Genomic DNA, 16,838 nt, shown 5'->3' on the forward strand with positions numbered 1-16,838 from the left:
CCACACCGTCAACACCTGACCCATGGGACAGAAAGGGACACCCCAGACCATGAGCCGTACCGTGAACAGCCGTACCAGACTGAGAGGCAGCACCGCGCTCGCCGCGGCGCTCGTCCTCTCCGGCGCCGCCTGCGTCGGCACCGCCGTCGCCGCCCCCGACAGCGCCGCCGCGGCGGCCTGCACCGTGGACTACAAGGTCCAGAACCAGTGGGACACGGGCTTCACCACCGCCGTGTCCGTCACCAACAACGGCGCCGCCGTGAGCAGTTGGAACCTCACCTGGACCTTCGCGGGCAACCAGAAGGTCAGCAGCGGCTGGAACGCGGACATCTCCCAGTCCGGCACCGCCGTCACCGCCAAGAGCCTTTCGTACAACGGCACCCTCGCCACCGGCGGCTCCGCCTCCTTCGGCTTCAACGGCACGTACAGCGGCACCAACGCGCTGCCGACCGCGTTCAAGCTGAACGGCGTCACCTGCAACGAGGACAGCGGGCCGACGGATCCGACCGACCCGACCGATCCCACGGACCCGACCGACCCCAGCGGCCGCGTCGACAACCCGTACGCGGGCGCCAAGGTCTACGTGAACCCGGAGTGGAAGGCCAAGGCCGCCGCGGAGCCGGGCGGCAGCGCGGTCGCGAACCAGCCCACCGGCGTCTGGCTCGACCGGATCGCCGCGATCGACGGCGTCGGCGACGGCATGGGCCTGCGCGACCACCTGGACGCGGCCCTCGCCCAGAAGGGCAGCAACGAGGAAGTCGTCCAGCTCGTCATCTACGACCTCCCCGGCCGCGACTGCGCCGCGCTCGCCTCCAACGGCGAACTCGGCCCGAACGACATCGACAAGTACAAGAGCGACTTCATCGACCCGATCGCCGCGATCCTCGCCGACTCCAAGTACGCGGGCCTGCGCATCGTGACCACGGTCGAGATCGACTCGCTGCCCAACCTCGTCACCAACGTGACGCCGCGCGCCACGGCCACCCCCAACTGCGACACCATGAAGGCCAACGGCAACTACCAGAAGGGCGTCGGCTACGCCCTCGACAAGCTCGGCGCCGTCCCGAACGTCTACAACTACATCGACGCCGGCCACCACGGCTGGCTCGGCTGGGACGACAACTTCGGGCCCTCCGCGGACCTGTTCAAGACCGTCGCCACCAGCAACGGCGCGCAGCTGTCCGACGTCCACGGCTTCATCGTGAACACGGCGAACTACAGCGCCCTCAAGGAGGACCACTTCGGGATCGACGACTCGGTCAACGGCGTCTCGGTCCGCCAGTCCAAGTGGGTCGACTGGAACCGCTACACCGACGAGCTGTCGTACGCCCAGGCCATGCGGACCAAGCTGGTCTCCCTCGGCTTCGACACCAACCTCGGCATGCTGATCGACACCTCCCGCAACGGCTGGGGCGGCTCGGCCAGGCCCACCGCCGCGGGCGCCAAGACCGACGTGGACACATACGTGGACGGGGGCCGCTACGACCGCCGCATCCACCTCGGCAACTGGTGCAACCAGTCCGGAGCCGGTCTCGGCGAACGCCCGCAGGCCAGCCCCGCCGCCGGTATCGACGCGTACGTGTGGATCAAGCCGCCGGGTGAGTCGGACGGCTCCAGCACCGCCATCGCCAACGACGAGGGCAAGGGCTTCGACCGGATGTGCGACCCGACCTACACCGGTAACCCGCGCAACAACAACCACCTCTCCGGGGCGCTGCCGAACGCGCCGCTGTCCGGGCACTGGTTCTCCGCCCAGTTCCAGGAACTGCTGAAGAACGCCTACCCGCCGGTCCAGTAGACCGGTCGCGGGCCCCGCTTTGCGCATTCGGCAACTCGGCTTGCCCGGCGCGGCGGGGCCCGCGCACGCTGGAAGCAGCACAGGCGACACGGCAGGACGAAGGGCGGCGACGCACGCATGGCACACGGCCACGGCGACCACGGGCACGATCAGGGACACCGACAGGGACACGGTCACGCGCACAAGCACGGCACCAAGGACATGGACTGGTCCCGGATGATCCCGCATCTGGAGCGCGGCGCGGAGGTCTACACCCCGCTCTACACCGAGGCCCTGTCCTGGCTGCGCGCGTCGCGGCCCGGCGGCACCGGCCTGATCGTCGACGCGGGCGCGGGCCCCGGCGCCATCTCCCTGCAACTGGCCGAGGCGTTCCCGGACGCGCGGATCATCGCCGCCGACCCGGAGGAGGCCCTTCTCGCCCGGGCCACCGAGCGGTTCGCCGAGGCCGGTCTCGGCGAGCGCACCGGGACCCTGCGCGTCGAGCTCCCCGACGCGATCGGCGAGCTGCCCGACGCCGACCTCATCTGGGCCGCACGGTCCCTGCACCACGTCGGCGACCAGCGGGCCGCGATCGCCGCGCTCGCCGGCCGCCTCGCCCCCGGCGGCACCCTCGCCCTGGTCGAGGGCGGTCTGCCGCTGCGCAGCCTGCCCCGCGACTTCGGCTTCGGCCGGCCGGGTCTGGAGACACGGGCCGACGCCATCGAGGACGAGTGGTTCGACGAGATGCGCCGCTCCCTGCCCGGCGCCGAGAGCCACGTCGAGGACTGGCCGGCTCTCCTCACCGCCGCCGGCCTCAAGGGCGCGCAGTCCCGTACGTTCCTGCTGGACCTGCCGGCACCGCTGTCGGCGGCCGGACGCGAGATGCTGGTCGACATGTGGCAGCGGCGCCGGGGCGTCTTCGAGGAGTCGCTCGCCACCGACGACATCGCGGCCCTCGACCGCCTCCTCGACCCGGAGGACGAGCAGGGCCTGTACCGCCGCGACGACGTGTTCCTGCTGGTGGCCCACACGGTGCACACGGCCGTGAAGGGCTGATGCCGTCGGCGCGGCCCTCATGACCGAAGCCCCCGACGCGAGCACGGACAGTGCTCACGTCGGGGGCCTCGCTCTCAGGAGCCGGAGGCGCCGGAATCAGCCGTTGCCGAACTCCGCCGGGTTCGGACCGAGGCGGCGGTCCTCGTTCAGGGCCGAGATCGCGCCGAGGTCCTCGGTGTCCAGCTCGAAGCCGAACACGTCGATGTTCTCCTCGATGCGGCCGGGGGTGACGGACTTCGGGATCGCCACGTTGCCCAGCTGGACGTGCCAGCGCAGGACGACCTGGGCCGGCGTGCGGCCGTGCTTCTGGGCGATGGCGACGATGGCCGGAACCTCCAGGAGGCCCTTGCCCTGGCCGAGCGGCGACCAGGCCTCGGTCGCGATGCCCAGCTCCGCGTGGCGCTCGCGCGAGACGTGCTGCTGAAGGTGCGGGTGCAGCTCGATCTGGTTGACCGCGGGGATGACCGAGGTCTCGGTGGTCAGCCGGTCCAGGTGCTCCGGCAGGAAGTTCGACACGCCGATGGCCTTGGCGCGGCCGTCCGCGTAGATCTTCTCGAGCGCCTTGTACGTGTCCACGTACTGGTCCTTGGACGGCACCGGCCAGTGGATCAGGTACAGGTCCACGTAGTCCAGACCGAGCTTGGCGAGGGACTCGTCGAAGGCGCGGAGCGCCGCGTCGTGGCCGTGGTCCCCGTTCCACAGCTTGGTGGTGACGAAGAGCTCCTCGCGGGGCACGCCCGACGCGGCGATCGCCCGGCCGGTGCCCTCCTCGTTGCCGTAGATCGCGGCGGTGTCGATGCTGCGGTACCCGGCCTGAAGCGCTGTCGCCACGGCCTTCTCGGCCTCGTCGTCCGGCACCTGCCACACGCCGAAGCCGAGCTGGGGCATCTCGACGCCGTTGTTCAGGATGATCGGGGGAACCTTGCTCACGAGGTGTCGTTCCTTCGGGTTGAGTCAACAGTCGTACTCCCATGGTCAACGATCACGGGCGTACGCGCATTCCTGGATTGCGCCGATTCTGCTGAGCCCCCAGATACGCCTCGCGCACCCTGTGGTCCGCCCGGACCTCCTCCGGGGTGCCCTCGGCGAGCACCGCGCCCAGATCGAGGACCACGACCCGCGAGCACAGCTCCATCACGAACGCCACGTTGTGCTCGACGAGCAGCACCGCGCACCCGGAATCCTCGGCGAGGCCGCGCACGACGGACGCGAGCAGCTCCCGTTCCCCGGCCGTCATGCCCGAGGCCGGCTCGTCCAAAAGCAGCACCCTGGGCCGGTCGGCGGCGGCCCGCGCCAGCTCCACCATGCGGGCCCGGCCGACCGGCAGCGTGCCCGCCCAGGCGCCCGAGACGTCGGTGAGCCCGCACGCCGCGAGGAGTCCGTCCGCGTGCCCGGCGTCCGCGCCGCCGCGCCGCCACTCCTGGGCGACGAGCAGATTGTCCGCGACGGTGAGCTGCCCGAACAGCTGCTGGCGCTGGAACGTGCGGCGCATCCCGTGCCGCGCCCGCCACACCGGGGAGCGCCGGGTGATGTCCGCGCCGTCGAGCAGCACCCGGCCCGTGTCGGGCCGCCGGATCCCCGAGACGGCGTCGAAGAACGTCGTCTTGCCCGCGCCGTTCGGCCCGATCAGACCGCACACCTCGCCGGCCGCGAGGCGCAGGTCCACGCCGTCGAGGGCCCGTACGCCGCCGAACCGCACGCCGACGCCCTCGACCTCCAGTACGTGACTCATGAGCGTTCCGCCTCCTTGGGTGCGGCGATCCCGAGATAGGCGTCCGCGAGCCGCTCCGTCTCGACCTGCTCGCGCGGCCCGCACCAGGTGACCCGGCCCTGAGCGAGATACGCCACCGTGTCCGCGACGCCGAGGATCTCCGACGCCTTCTCCTCCACGAGCAGCAACCCCGTTCCCGCGTCGCGGAGTTCGGCGAGCAGCCGGTACACCTCGTCGACGACGCGGGGCGCGAGCCCGAGCGACGGCTCGTCCGCGATCAGCACCCGCGGCGGGGCGTGCAGCAGCGGCGCCAGGGCGAGCAGCTGCTGTTCGCCGCCGGAGAGTGAACCGGCCGGCACGTCGCGGCGCGCGGCCAGGCCGGAGAAGCGCTCGTACACCGCCGACCGGTCCTGCTTGGCCGGAAGTTGCAGGGCGAGGTTCTCGTCGACCGTCAGGGACGGGAAGATGCCACGGCCCTCCGGTGCCAGCACCACCCCGGCCCGCGCCCGGCGCACCGCCCCCTGCCGTCCGGCGGCGGCCCCGGCGACGTACACCTGTCCGCGCACCGCAGGCAGCAGCCCGGCGGCCACCTTGCAGGTGGTCGACTTCCCCGATCCGTTGGGCCCGAGCAGCGCCACGATCTCGCCGGGGCGGACGGTGAGGCCGACGCCCTGAAGGACGGGCGCTCCGTCGTATCCGGCCTGTACGTCGATGAGTTGGAGCGCCGCATCCGGTTCGGGCTCGCCCCCGGACGCCGTCTCGGCGCCCACCGCGACCGTGTCCCGGCGCCGGTGTCCGCGCACGGAGAACGCGGCGCAGTACCCGTCCGGATCGTTCGCAAGGGCCAGCCCGGCGAGGCCGAACAGGATCACCGGGAGTTGCGCCGACTCGGTCACATAGTCGCTGATGAGGTGGGGGACCACGGCGAAGGTGAGACCGGCGACCACCGCGAACTGCGGCCGTCGCACCCCGGCCGCGACGACCACGGCGAGCCAGATCAGACCCGTCATCGCGGTGAAGTCGGTCGCGGTGATGCGGGTGTTGTACGACGCGTACATCACGCCGCCGAATCCGGCGAGGCCCGCCGAGAGCGTGAACAGCAGTAGCTTGGTGCGCACGACGGACACCCCCGACGCCATCGCCGCCGCCGGCGCAGACCGGACCGCCAGCATCGCCCGCCCTGCCCGTGCGCCGCGCAGCGCGCTGAGTCCCGCCACGGCCGCCCCGCACAGCACCAGCATCGCGACCCCCATCGCCCGGTCGTCGCCCAGGTCGACCGGCCCGAGGACGGCCCGGGGGACCTCCCACCCGGTGTCGCCGTTGCGCAACCAGCCCAGCTGGAAGAGCACTTGGTCGGCGAGGAAGGCGAGGGCGAGGGTTGCCAGGGCCAGTGAACGCCCGCCGAGCCGCAGCGCCGGGAGCGCCACCAGGGCGCCTAGCACCGCCGCCGCACAGGTCCCGATGAGCGCCGCCCCGAGGAACGGCACCCCGTGGCTCATCAGCAGGCCGGCCACCAGCGCGGCGCCCGTCACGAACGTGGCCTGCGCGAGGGAGACCATCGCGCCGAGTCCGGTGACCACGGTGAACGACATGAACACCAGCGAGATCGCGAGCCCTTGGGCGAGGATCCCGCTCCAGAAGGGGGTGGTGACCGTGTAGAAGGCGACGGCCAGCAGAACGCCCGCCACCGTCCACGGCCCCCAGCGCCGCGCCCACGACCGCCCCGCCAGATAGTCCACGGGCGGCGCGTCCACCGCGGCCGTGCCCGCCGTGCGCTGCCGCCGGGTCATCAGCAGCAGCCCGGCGAACAGGATCAGGAACGGCACCGCGGTGCGGAACCCGGTGATCTTCTCGGCGAACGAGGCGTACCCGGCGACCAGGTTCTGCAGCACACCGAGCCCGAGCCCGCCCGCGAAGGCCAGCGGCACCGACAGGAACCGGCCGAGCACCGCGGCCGTCGCCGACACGAACAGGAACAGCGTGAAATCGTGCGAGGACAGGCCGAGCAGGGGAGTGGCGAGCACCCCGGCGAGCCCCGCGAGACCCGACGACAGCATCCACGCCACCGACGACAGACGGTCCGCGCTCATCCCGCGCAGCTCGACGAGCGAGCGGTTGTCGACGGTGGCCCGCAGCCGGAGCCCCAGCGTGGTGTGACGCAGGAGGATCCACAGGCCCAGCGCGACGACGGCGGTCGTCACCCACGTGATCAGCTGGTCGGAGTCGATGCCGACGCCGTCCATCAGCGGCCAGTTCTTCGCGGGACTCGGCCCGACCCCCGGCAGCCCGAACTGGTTCTCCGCGGGCAGCACGGCGGCCCCCGCGTCGTCCAGCAGCTCGACCACCCACAGACCGAGCGCGGGCAGCGCCACGAGCAGCCCGATCGTCGCAACGATCTGCGCGGTCTCCCCGACCCGCGCCAGTTTGCGGAACATCAGCCGGTCGAGTCCCCAGCCCAGCGCGGGCGCCACGACCAGGACGAGCAGCAGCGCCGTGGGCACCGCGGGCCAGCCGAAGCCCGAGTGCAGTTCGTAGAAGGCGAGCGCGCAGAGATAGGCGGTGGCGCCGTGCGCGAAGTTGAACAGCCCCGACGCCGAGTAGGACAGCACGAGCCCGGTGGCGAGCAGCGCGTACAGCGCACCCGACACGAGCCCGCTCAAGCAGAAGGCAAGCAGGTCGGTCACGTGAACAACCCTTCAGGCGAAGGCGGCTCTACTTGAAAGGAATCGGCGCGTAGCACTTGAACGGCGACGACACCTCGTACGCCCCGCCCTTGAGCTGGACCAGCGCCCCGCAGCCGAACGACTCCCTCTGCCCGGCGGGCAGCCGACGGCTCCCGACCAGCGTCCCCGAGTCCGAGAACCCGTTCGCCGCCTTCTGGAACGAGGCCACCGTCAGGTCCTTGCCCGCCTTCTTCGCGATGGCGAGGAAGAGGTCGGCGCTCATGTACCCGGTCATCATGTGCATGTTCAGGGGGACTTCCTTGCCCGCGGCCTTCTCGATGTCGGCCTTGAACTGCTTCATCTGCGCGGACGCCGACTCGAACGGCTCGAAGGACAGCAGGACGTGCACCCCGTCGAGCGCCTGCTTCGTCGCACTCTTGGCGAGCAGCCCCGGGTCGTAGTCCGTCGGATCGGTGAGCACCCCCTTGAAGCCGGTGCGCTTGACGGCGGTGAACAGCCCGATGTTGTACGGGGTCTGCATCACGGAGACGACCACGTCGGGCGCCTTGCCGCCGTCGCTGCGCAGCAGGTCCTTCGTGTACGCCGACCAGTCGCTCGGCACCGACGTCGCGGGCACGGACGCCTTGGCGTACGTCACCTGGTAACCGGCCGACGCGAACGACTGCTTGTAGGTGCGGATGGCGAAGGTGCCGGCGTCGTTGTCGTTGGCGAGGATCGCGACCGTCCGGCCCTTCGCGCCGTCCGTGACGTTCTTCAGCCCCTCCGGCCAGGTCTGCGAGATGGTGCCGCCCGGCATCGGCACCATGCAGCCGCCGAAGCCGTAGATGTACGTCGGCCCGCAGAACGACGGCAGGGTGCCCCAGCCGAACGTCGGCACCTTCTGCTTCTGCAGGAAGTCCGACCCGGAGAAGGTCACCGAGCTCATCGGGGCGATCGCGAACACCTTGTCCTGCTGGACCAGTTTGCGCGCCGCGGCGAGGTTCTTCGCCGGGTCCTGGCCGTCGTCCTGAGCGCCCAGGTAGTCGATCTTCCGGCCGTTGATCCCGCCCTCGGCGTTGGCGCGCGCGAAGCGGGCCTTCGCGCCCAGGTCGGTGTCCTTCTTGCTGTAGCCGCTCGCGGTCGTCATGGAGACGATGCCGCCGACCTTGATCGAGTCGTCGGTCACTCCCCGTACCGAACTGCCCTTGCCCTCGGGCGAGGAGCTGGTGGCGGTGGAGTTGCAGGCGGTGGCGAGCAGCAGGGCCGCCACGGTGGCGGTGATGGCGCGGATCGGTCGCGACACGGTCGGTCCCCCTCCGTCGAAGTGAGGGTGATTCTGTGTCGGACCTGATGAACCGTCAATAACTGACGCGTCGGTAATTGATGGGCCGTCAGATGACGTGCTGGCTAAGGTGGTTCGCTACCCGTCCTGCCGTCGCACTTCCACCGTCAGGTGCTTCATCAGCGGCTGGTCGCTCTGCTGGCTGAAGTCGCCGATCGCGCACAGGACGTTGAGCTCCGGCATGTAGCCCACGGCGCAGCCGCGCGGCAGGTCGTAACCCAGCGCACGGTAACCGCGCACCGACCGCCGCGTCCCGTCCCGCGCCACCGAGGTGATGTCGACCAGGTCCATGTCCGCGAGGCCGCGCTCGCGCATGTCGTCCGCGTTGAGGAACACCAGCGTGCGCAGGTTGCGCACACCCCGGTAGCGGTCGTCGGCGGAGTAGATCGTGGTGTTCCACTGGTCGTGCGAGCGGACCGTGGCCAGGGTCAGCAGGCCCTCGCCGGGGCTCGGGTCCGGCAGTGCCGCAAGGGAGAACTCGGCCCGCCCGGACGGCGTCTGGAAGATCCGCTCCCGGGCCGGCTGGCGCAGCCGGAACCCGTTCGGGCCGCGCACCCGCCGGTTGAAGTCCTCGAATCCGCCGAGCGCGCGCTGCATGGTGTCGCGGATCCGGTCGTAGTCACCGGTGTACTCCTCCCAGGGCGTCGCGGAGTCGGGCAGCGTGGCCCGCGCCATCCGGGCGATGATCGCGGGCTCCGAGAGCAGATGCGACGACGCGGGCCGCTTCATGCCCCGCGACAGATGCACCATGCTCATCGAGTCCTCGACGGAGACCGCCTGCGGCCCGCCCTCCTGAAGGTCCTTCTCGGTGCGGCCCAGGCAGGGGAGGATCAGCGCCCTGCGCCCGTGCACGAGGTGCGAGCGGTTCAGCTTGGTGGACACCTGGACGGTCAACTCGCAGTTCCGCAGGGCCTCTTCGGTGTACGTGGGGTCGGGTGCGGCCCGTACGAAGTTGCCGCCCATGCCGATGAACACCGTCGCCTCGCCTGCGTGCATCGCCTCAATGCCGCGCACCGTGTCCAGGCCGGGATCGCGCGGCGGATCGATGCCGCACGCCTCGGCGAGCCGGTCCAGGAACTCCTTCTTGGGGCGGTGGTCGATGCCGCACGTGCGGTTGCCCTGGACGTTGCTGTGCCCCCGGATCGGGCAGGGGCCCGCACCCTCGCGGCCGATGTTGCCGCGCAGCAGCAGGAGGTTCACGATCTCGCGGACCGTGTCGACGCCGTGCTCCTGCTGCGTGATGCCGAGACACCAGCTGATCACCGTACGACAGGAGCCGAGATAGACCTCGCCGGCCTGTGCCATGGCCTCGCGGCTCAGGCCGCTCGCCGCCTCCAGATCCGCCCACTCGGTCCCCGCGCACAGGTCGCGGTAGGCCTCGAACCCTTCCGTGAACCGGTCGAGGAACTCCTGGTCGACCGCCTTCGGGTCCTTCTCGGCGCGCTCCAGGACGTGCTTGGCGATGCCGCGCAGCAGGGCCAGGTCGCCGCCGATGCGCGGCTGGAGGTTCAGGGTGCCGGTCCTGGTCGGCCTGAAGGTGGCCATCGCCGCGAAGTCGTGCGGCACGATCGTGCGGCCCGCCGCCGCCTCCACCAGCGGGTTGATGTGCACGACCTGCGCGCCGCGGTCGTAGGCGTGGGCGAGCGTGGTGATCATGCGGGGGACGTTCGACGCCGCGTTCACGCCCATCACGAACAGCGCGTCCGCCTGGTCGAGGTCGTTCAGGTCGACGGTGCCCTTGCCGGTCCCGACCGCCGCGGTCAGCGCCCGGCCGCTCGCCTCGTGGCACATGTTCGAGCAGTCGGGCAGATTGTTGGTGCCGAACTCGCGGGCGAAGAGCTGGTAGAGGAACGTCGCCTCGTTGCTCAGCCGGCCCGAGGTGTAGAACAGCGCCCGGTCGGGGGAGTCCAGGCCGCGCAGCGTCTCGCCGAGGAGCGAGAAGGCGGTCTCCCACGACACCGGGACGTAGGTGTCGCTCTCCGCGTCGTACGCCAGCGGGCCCACCAGCCGGCCCTGGTCCTCCAGGTCGTGGTCGGGCCACGCCGCCAGCTCGGTCACCGTGTGCCGGGCGAAGAACTCGGCGCCCGCGCGCTTCGGCGTCATCTCCCAGGTCGAGTGCTTGATGCCGTTCTCGCACAGGTCGAGCGCCAGCCCGTGCTGGTCGTCGGGCCAGGCACACCCCGGACAGTCGAAACCGCGCTCCGCGTGGTTCATCCGCGTCATGATCCGCGCGCTGTCGACCGGCTCCTTCGCCTTCGCCAGCACCTTGCCCACGGACTTCGCCGCTCCCCAGCCCGCCGTGGGGTGCCGGTAGGGCGTGTGCGAGGGCTCGCCGCCGGACGGTCCGTAGCCGCCGTTCGGGGCCGCGGGGGGTGCGCTGCTCATCGTTCGGCCTTCCGCAGGTTCCGGGTGCCTCACCCTCGAACGTACGGGAAGGTCCGGATCCGTGCCCGCCGGAGGTCAGCCGCGGTAGAGCGCCTCGACCTCCGTCGCGTACGCCGTCTCGATCGCCTTGCGCTTCAGCTTCAGGGACGGCGTGAGCAGCCCGTGCTCCTCGCTGAACTGGTGGGCCAGTATCCGGAAGGTGCGGATGGACTCGGCCTGCGAGACCAGCGTGTTCGCCGCCACGACCGCGCGGCGCACCTCCATCTCCAGGTCCGGGTCGCGCACCAGCTCGGCCGGGTGCATCATCTGCTTGTTCCGCATGCCGAGCCAGTGCTCGACCGCCTCCGTGTCCAGCGTGACCAGGGCCGCGATGTACGGGCGGTCGTTGCCGACGACGATGCACTGGGCGACCAGCGGATGGTCGCGCACCCGCTCCTCCAGCTGCTGCGGCGCGACGCTCTTGCCGCCGGAGGTCACGAGGATCTCCTTCTTGCGGCCGGTGATGGTCAGATAGCCGTCCTCGTCGAGCGCGCCCAGGTCACCGGTGGCGAGCCAGCCGTCGTGCAGGGTGCCGTCGGTCGCCTTCGGGTCGTTGAGATAGCCCTGGAAGACATTGCCGCCGTAGAGCCACACCTCGCCGTCGTCCGCGATGTGCACGGTGGTGCCCGGGATCGCCTTGCCGACCGTTCCGTAGCGGGTCTGCTCGGGCGGATTGGCGGTGGCCGCGGCCGTCGACTCGGTCAGACCGTAGCCCTCGTAGATCGCGACGCCCGCGCCGGCGAAGAACAGCCCGAGCCTGCGGTCCATGCCGCTGCCGCCGGACATGGCGTGCCGGATCCGGCCGCCCATCGCCTCGCGGACCTTGGAGTAGACGAGCTTGTCGAAGAGGGAGTGCTGCATGCGCAGCGACGCGGACGGACCCGAGCCCGTGCCGAACGCCTTCGCCTCCTGCGCGTCCGCGTACTTCACGGCGCACTCGACGGCCTTGTCGAACGGGCCCGACTTGCCGTCCTTCTCGGCCTTTCTCCGCGCCGCGTTGAAGACCTTCTCGAAGATGTACGGGACCGCGAGGATGAACGTCGGCCGGAAGGCCACGAGGTCGGGCAGGAGCGCGGCCGCGTTCAGCTGCGGCTGATGGCCCATCTTCACCCCGCCGCGCACCGCCGCTACCTGCACCATCCGCCCGAAGACGTGGGCGAGCGGCAGGAACAGCAGGGTGGACGCCACCCGCTCCCGCTTGGAGGCGAACACCGGCTCCCAGCGCGCCACCATCGTGTCCGCCTCGAACATGAAGTTCGCGTGCGAGATGACACAGCCCTTGGGACGGCCCGTCGTGCCGGACGTGTAGATGATCGTGGCGGTGGAGTCCGGGGTGACCGCCTTGCGGTGCCGGTGCACCGTCTCGTCGTCGACGTGGGTGCCGGACGCGCTGACCTCCTCCACGGCGCCGCCGTCCAGCTGCCACAGCCGGTGCAGATGGGGGAGCCGGTCGATGACCGTGGCGATGGTCATCGCATGGTCCTCGTGCTCGACGACCGCCGCCGACACCTGGGCGTCGTACAGCGTCCAGAAGACCTGCTCGGCCGAGGACGTCGAGTAGATGGGGACGACCTGGGCGCCGATGGTCCACAGCGCGAAGTCGAACAGCGTCCACTCGTAGCGCGTACGGGACATGATGGCGACCCGGTCGCCGAATCTGATGCCCTGCGCGAGCAGGCCCTTGGCCAGTGCCAGGATCTCGTCCCGGAACTCGCCCGAGGTCACGTCGCGCCAATGGCCCTCGGCGTCCTTGCGCCCGAAGGCGACATGGTCCGGGTCGTCCAGCGCATGGTCGAACACGGCGTCGGCCAAGCCGCCCACCGGCGGCGCCGACGCCAGAGCGGGGGTGGTGAACTCACGCAATGTTGCTCCTTGTGGCGCTCCGCACAGCGTCGGCGACGGTACCGGACCGCGCGCCCCGGCGGGAGAGGGTCCGTCTCACCGGTGGCGCGCGGAATATGCACAGGTCAGCCGTTTAAATGCGGCCACAAGGGAAGCGACGGGACAGAAGACTTACCTTTCAGTAAGTTTCGGTGGCGTAATCTCCCGGCGCTCTTCACCGTTCGTCATCGGTCTCCCATCCGTCTCCACCGAATCTGTACGGAGAGGTCACCGGGGTCACCGGGGAGCGGGCGCCGTCTTTTTGGACGGAGCGGTCGGTTCCACTATCGGCGCCTCGGGGGACCGTACCAGGACGAGCACCAGGAATCCCGCGCCGATCGCCACACAACCGGCCAGCACCGATGCCGAGTTGAGCCCCTGCGCGAACGCCGTGTGCAGCGCCCGCCGCGACACCTGCCCCCGCAGCCCGTCCGCCCCGCCGCCCGCCAGTGCGTGCGCCGCCCCGCGCGGCAGCGTGTCCTGCATCCGGGAGATGACGACCGTGCCGAAGACGGCGATGCCGAGCGCGTACCCCAGCTGCCGGAACGTGTTCATGGAGCCGCCCGCCATTCCCGCCCGCCGGGGTTCCACGGCGGCGAGCGCGGCGCCGGCGATCCCGGGCGAGACCAGGCCCACGCCCACCCCGGCCAGCAGCAGCCCGGGGACCAGCGCCGTCCAGGTCGAGTCGGCGCCGAGCACCGCCTGGCAGCACACCCCCACGCCGACGAGGAGCAGCCCGCCGCCCACCGTGATCCGGGCCGGCACCCCGTGCAGCAGCCTGCCCCCGATGATCGCCACCACCATCGACGCCCCCGACAGGGACAGGAAGACGAGACCGGCGTGGACCGGACTCATCCCCAGCAGCGTCTGCAGCCACAGCGAGGTGTAGGGCAGCACACCGAACGCCGCCGCGTTGAACGCGAAGGCGCCCACCATCACCCCCACGAACGCGGGCCGGCGCAGCAGCCCGAGATCCAGCATCGGATGGGCGCAGCGCCGCTCGACGACGACGAAGCAGACCAGCGCCACGGCGGCGACGAGGAAGGAGAGAGCGGCACCCCGCTCGCCCCAGCCCCGCTCGCCCGCCCTGATCACGCCGTACGTCGCCGAGCCCGCGAACGCCGCGAACGCCGCCGTCCCCGCCCAGTCGATGCGCCGCTCCCTCGGCCCGCGCGACTCGGGCACATGGCGCAGCGTCAGCCACACCGCCGCGACGCTCACCGGCAGATTGACCCAGAAGATCCACCGCCACCCCGGCCCCTCGGTGAGCAGCCCGCCGAGGACAGGCCCGATCGCCGCCGCCCCGCCGCTGACCGCGCCGAACGCGCCGAGCGCCACGGAGCGCTGCCGCCCCTGGTAGACGGCTCCGATGATGGGCAGCGTCGTCGCGAACATCGCCGCCGCGCCGAGGCCCTGCACGACCCGGGCCGCGACGAGCGTCGCCGGCCCGCCCGCGAGCCCGCACACCAGGGACGCGGCCGCGAAGACGACCACGCCCACGACGTGCACGCGCCGCCGCCCCAGGATGTCGGCGGCGGCCCCGGTACCGAGCAGCAGGGCGGCCAGCGCCAGGGCGTAGCCGTCCATCACCCATTGCAGATCACTGAGCGAGGCGTGCAGGGCGCCCGCCATGTCGGGCAGTGCGACGACGGCGATCGTCACGTCGAGCAGCAGCATGAATGTGCCGAGGCAGACCGCCGTCAGGGGTCCCCAAGTACGCATGGTGGTGGCCTTTCGCCAGAGTTCTCGTCGGTCTGGTCGTTCTCAGCGGATGCGCTGTGCTCCGTACGATGAGCGGGGAACGGCCGACCGCCGTGATCACCTGCTCCGAAGTGACGGAATCCGACATCGAAGCGAGGCCGGAACATGGAATCCACCCCGTTCGACGACCTGGACCTCGGCATCCTCCAGGCCCTGGAGGCGGACGGACGGGCGCCGTTCAGCCGGATCGCGGAGGTGCTCGGCGTCTCCGACCAGACCGTGGCCCGCCGTTACCGCAAGCTCGTCGCGGACGGCGGCCTGCGCGTCGTCGGCCTCCAGGACAGCCAGGTCCTCGGCCACGACAACTGGATGCTGCGGCTGCGCTGCGCCCCCGAAGGGGCCGAGACCATCGCCGCGGCGCTGGCCCGGCGCCCCGACACCTCCTGGATCGGGCTGACCTCGGGCGGCACCGAGATCGTCTGCGGCACGGTGCCGCGCACCCCCGGCGACCACGACGACCTCCTCCTCGGCAAGCTTCCGCGCACCCCGCACATCGTGGAGATCCGGGCGCACCAGGTGCTGCACCGCTTCTTCGGCGGGCCCGAGGGCTGGCTGCGCAAGTACGGGCCGCTCGCCCCGGAGCGGATCGCGGCGCTGCGGCCGCCGCCCGTCGCGGCCGAGCCGGTGTCGCTCACCCCGGAGGACGCCCCGCTGCTGGCCGCCCTCAAGCGCGACGGTCGCGCCACTTACCCCGAACTGCAGCGTGCCACGGGCAGATCCGAGTCCGCGGTGAAGCGCCGGCTGAGCCAGCTGCTCGGGTCCGGGGCGCTCTTCATCGACGTCGAGTACGACACCCTGCGCCTCGGGTACGGGGTCACGGCGATGCTCTGGATCACCGCGGCGCCCCGCCACCTCGACGACGTCGGCCGGGCCTTGGCCGACCACCCGGAGATCGCCCACGCCGCGGCCACCGCCGGTCCTTCCAACCTGGTGGCCACGGCGCTGGCTCGCGACACGGCCGACTTCTACCGGTACGTCAGCGGCAAGCTGGGCCACCTGAAAGGTGTGGAACACGTCGAGACGGCGCCGTACCTGCGGCGCGTGAAGCAGTTGACCTATCGGCCTCCGGCCAGGTGGTAGTCGGTCGGCTGCGGGCCGGTGGCCGCTTCTCGCGCAGTTCCCCGCGCCCCTGAGGCATGCGCTACGCGCAGCCTCCCCTGAGCGAGCGAAGCTCGCTTCCAGGGGCGCGGGGAACTGCGCGACCAGCCACGACGAGACCCGCACCCGATGACCCGGCCCCTCACCCCGCGGCCCGGTGCAACCGCTCCCCGCCGCCCAGAATGGCCTGCGCCAGCACGGCCCCCGGCCCCCGCCCCGCGGAACCCCGCAGGACGAAATCCACCTCCCCGAGCTCCGGCAACCCCACCCGCTCCGGCACCCGCACCAGCCCCGGAGGGATGAGGCCCCGGGAATGGGCCATCACCCCGAGCCCGGCCCGGGCCGCCGCGATCAGCCCGTTCAGCGAACCGCTCGTACAGGCGATGCGCCAGGCCCGCCCATGCCGCTCCAGCGCTTCCAGGGCGAGCGCCCGGGAGATCCCCGGCGGCGGATACACGATCAACGGCACCGGGCGCTCGGGATCGATCCGCAGGCGCTCCGAGCCGATCCACACCAGCCGGTCGTGCCACACGGACTGCCCGCCCGGATCCTCGGGCCGCCGCTTGGCGAGCACCAGGTCGAGCTTGCCCGCGTCCAACTGCTCGTGCAGCGTCCCGGACAGCTCGACGGTCAACTCCAGGTCCACCTCAGGGTGTTCGACCCGGAACGCCTCCAGGATCTCCGGCAGCCGGGTCAGCACGAAGTCCTCCGAGGCCCCGAACCGCAGCCGCCCGCGCAGCCGCGTCCCCGTGAAGAAGGAGGCCGCCTGCTCGTGCACCTCCAGGATCCGGCGCGCGAACCCGAGCATCGCCTCCCCGTCCGGGGTGAGCTCCACGGAGTGCGTGTCCCGGGTGAACAGGGTGCGCCCCGTCGCGTCCTCCAGGCGGCGCACATGCTGGCTCACCGTCGACTGCCGCAGACCGAGCCGCCGCGCGGCCTGCGTGAAGCTCAGCGTCTGCGCGACGGCCAGAAACGTCCTCAGCTGCCCGGGGTCGTACATGCCCCGACCCTACCCCCGCTCATCACGGAACACGATCACAGTCAGAGCGGTATACAGGATTCCCGATCAAGCGTGGGAGGTGGACGATGGAGAGGGCACGACATGAACCGCGAACCACAGACCAA

At 71.3% G+C, this 16,838-nt stretch carries 11 protein-coding genes; 3 read left to right on the forward strand and 8 right to left on the reverse strand.

Annotated elements, in window-relative coordinates:
- Positions 1–49 precede the first annotated feature (49 nt).
- The gene (locus ACFVDP_RS14635) at positions 50–1,798 is read left to right on the forward strand and encodes a glycoside hydrolase family 6 protein (protein WP_383488701.1); all 1,749 of its coding nucleotides are present in this window, start codon (positions 50–52) and stop codon (positions 1,796–1,798) included.
- 117 nt (positions 1,799–1,915) lie between these two features.
- Entirely contained in the window at positions 1,916–2,833 is a 918-nt protein-coding gene (locus tag ACFVDP_RS14640; protein WP_383488704.1) for a class I SAM-dependent methyltransferase, read from the forward strand.
- 96 nt (positions 2,834–2,929) lie between these two features.
- Here ACFVDP_RS14640 and ACFVDP_RS14645 read toward each other — a convergent pair whose 3' ends face one another.
- The 7 genes from ACFVDP_RS14645 to ACFVDP_RS14675 form a co-directional block, all read right to left on the reverse strand.
- On the reverse strand, positions 2,930–3,721 hold the full coding sequence (locus ACFVDP_RS14645) for an aldo/keto reductase (protein ID WP_383489540.1): 792 nt from the start codon (positions 3,719–3,721) through the stop codon (positions 2,930–2,932).
- Positions 3,722–3,815: 94 nt separating this feature from the next.
- Positions 3,816–4,565: an ABC transporter ATP-binding protein gene (locus ACFVDP_RS14650; protein ID WP_383488707.1), complete on the reverse strand. Its 750-nt coding sequence runs from the start codon at positions 4,563–4,565 to the stop codon at positions 3,816–3,818.
- Positions 4,562–7,228: an ATP-binding cassette domain-containing protein gene (locus ACFVDP_RS14655; RefSeq protein ID WP_383488710.1), complete on the reverse strand. Its 2,667-nt coding sequence runs from the start codon at positions 7,226–7,228 to the stop codon at positions 4,562–4,564. The genes ACFVDP_RS14650 and ACFVDP_RS14655 overlap by 4 nt, the downstream gene beginning before the upstream one ends.
- Before the next feature lie 28 nt (positions 7,229–7,256).
- Positions 7,257–8,510 (reverse strand): ABC transporter substrate-binding protein, encoded by a 1,254-nt coding sequence (locus ACFVDP_RS14660; protein WP_383488713.1) that lies wholly within the window; start codon positions 8,508–8,510, stop codon positions 7,257–7,259.
- A gap of 117 nt (positions 8,511–8,627) precedes the next feature.
- On the reverse strand, positions 8,628–10,934 hold the full coding sequence (locus ACFVDP_RS14665; RefSeq protein ID WP_383488716.1) for an FdhF/YdeP family oxidoreductase: 2,307 nt from the start codon (positions 10,932–10,934) through the stop codon (positions 8,628–8,630).
- A gap of 75 nt (positions 10,935–11,009) precedes the next feature.
- The gene (locus tag ACFVDP_RS14670; RefSeq protein ID WP_383488718.1) at positions 11,010–12,836 is read right to left on the reverse strand and encodes an AMP-dependent synthetase/ligase; all 1,827 of its coding nucleotides are present in this window, start codon (positions 12,834–12,836) and stop codon (positions 11,010–11,012) included.
- A 255-nt stretch (positions 12,837–13,091) separates the two neighbouring features.
- Entirely contained in the window at positions 13,092–14,576 is a 1,485-nt protein-coding gene (locus ACFVDP_RS14675; RefSeq protein ID WP_383488721.1) for an MFS transporter, read from the reverse strand.
- A gap of 144 nt (positions 14,577–14,720) precedes the next feature.
- Between ACFVDP_RS14675 and ACFVDP_RS14680 the strand changes: the two genes are divergently transcribed.
- Positions 14,721–15,695, forward strand: coding sequence for an Lrp/AsnC family transcriptional regulator (locus tag ACFVDP_RS14680; RefSeq protein ID WP_383488724.1), 975 nt, complete (start codon positions 14,721–14,723; stop codon positions 15,693–15,695).
- 160 nt (positions 15,696–15,855) lie between these two features.
- Here ACFVDP_RS14680 and ACFVDP_RS14685 read toward each other — a convergent pair whose 3' ends face one another.
- Positions 15,856–16,713, reverse strand: a complete 858-nt coding sequence (locus tag ACFVDP_RS14685; protein WP_383488727.1) for a LysR substrate-binding domain-containing protein — start codon at positions 16,711–16,713, stop codon at positions 15,856–15,858.
- Positions 16,714–16,838 lie beyond the last annotated feature (125 nt).

The sequence above is a fragment of the Streptomyces sp. NPDC057694 genome, assembly GCF_042799415.1.
GTDB lineage: Bacteria > Actinomycetota > Actinomycetes > Streptomycetales > Streptomycetaceae > Streptomyces.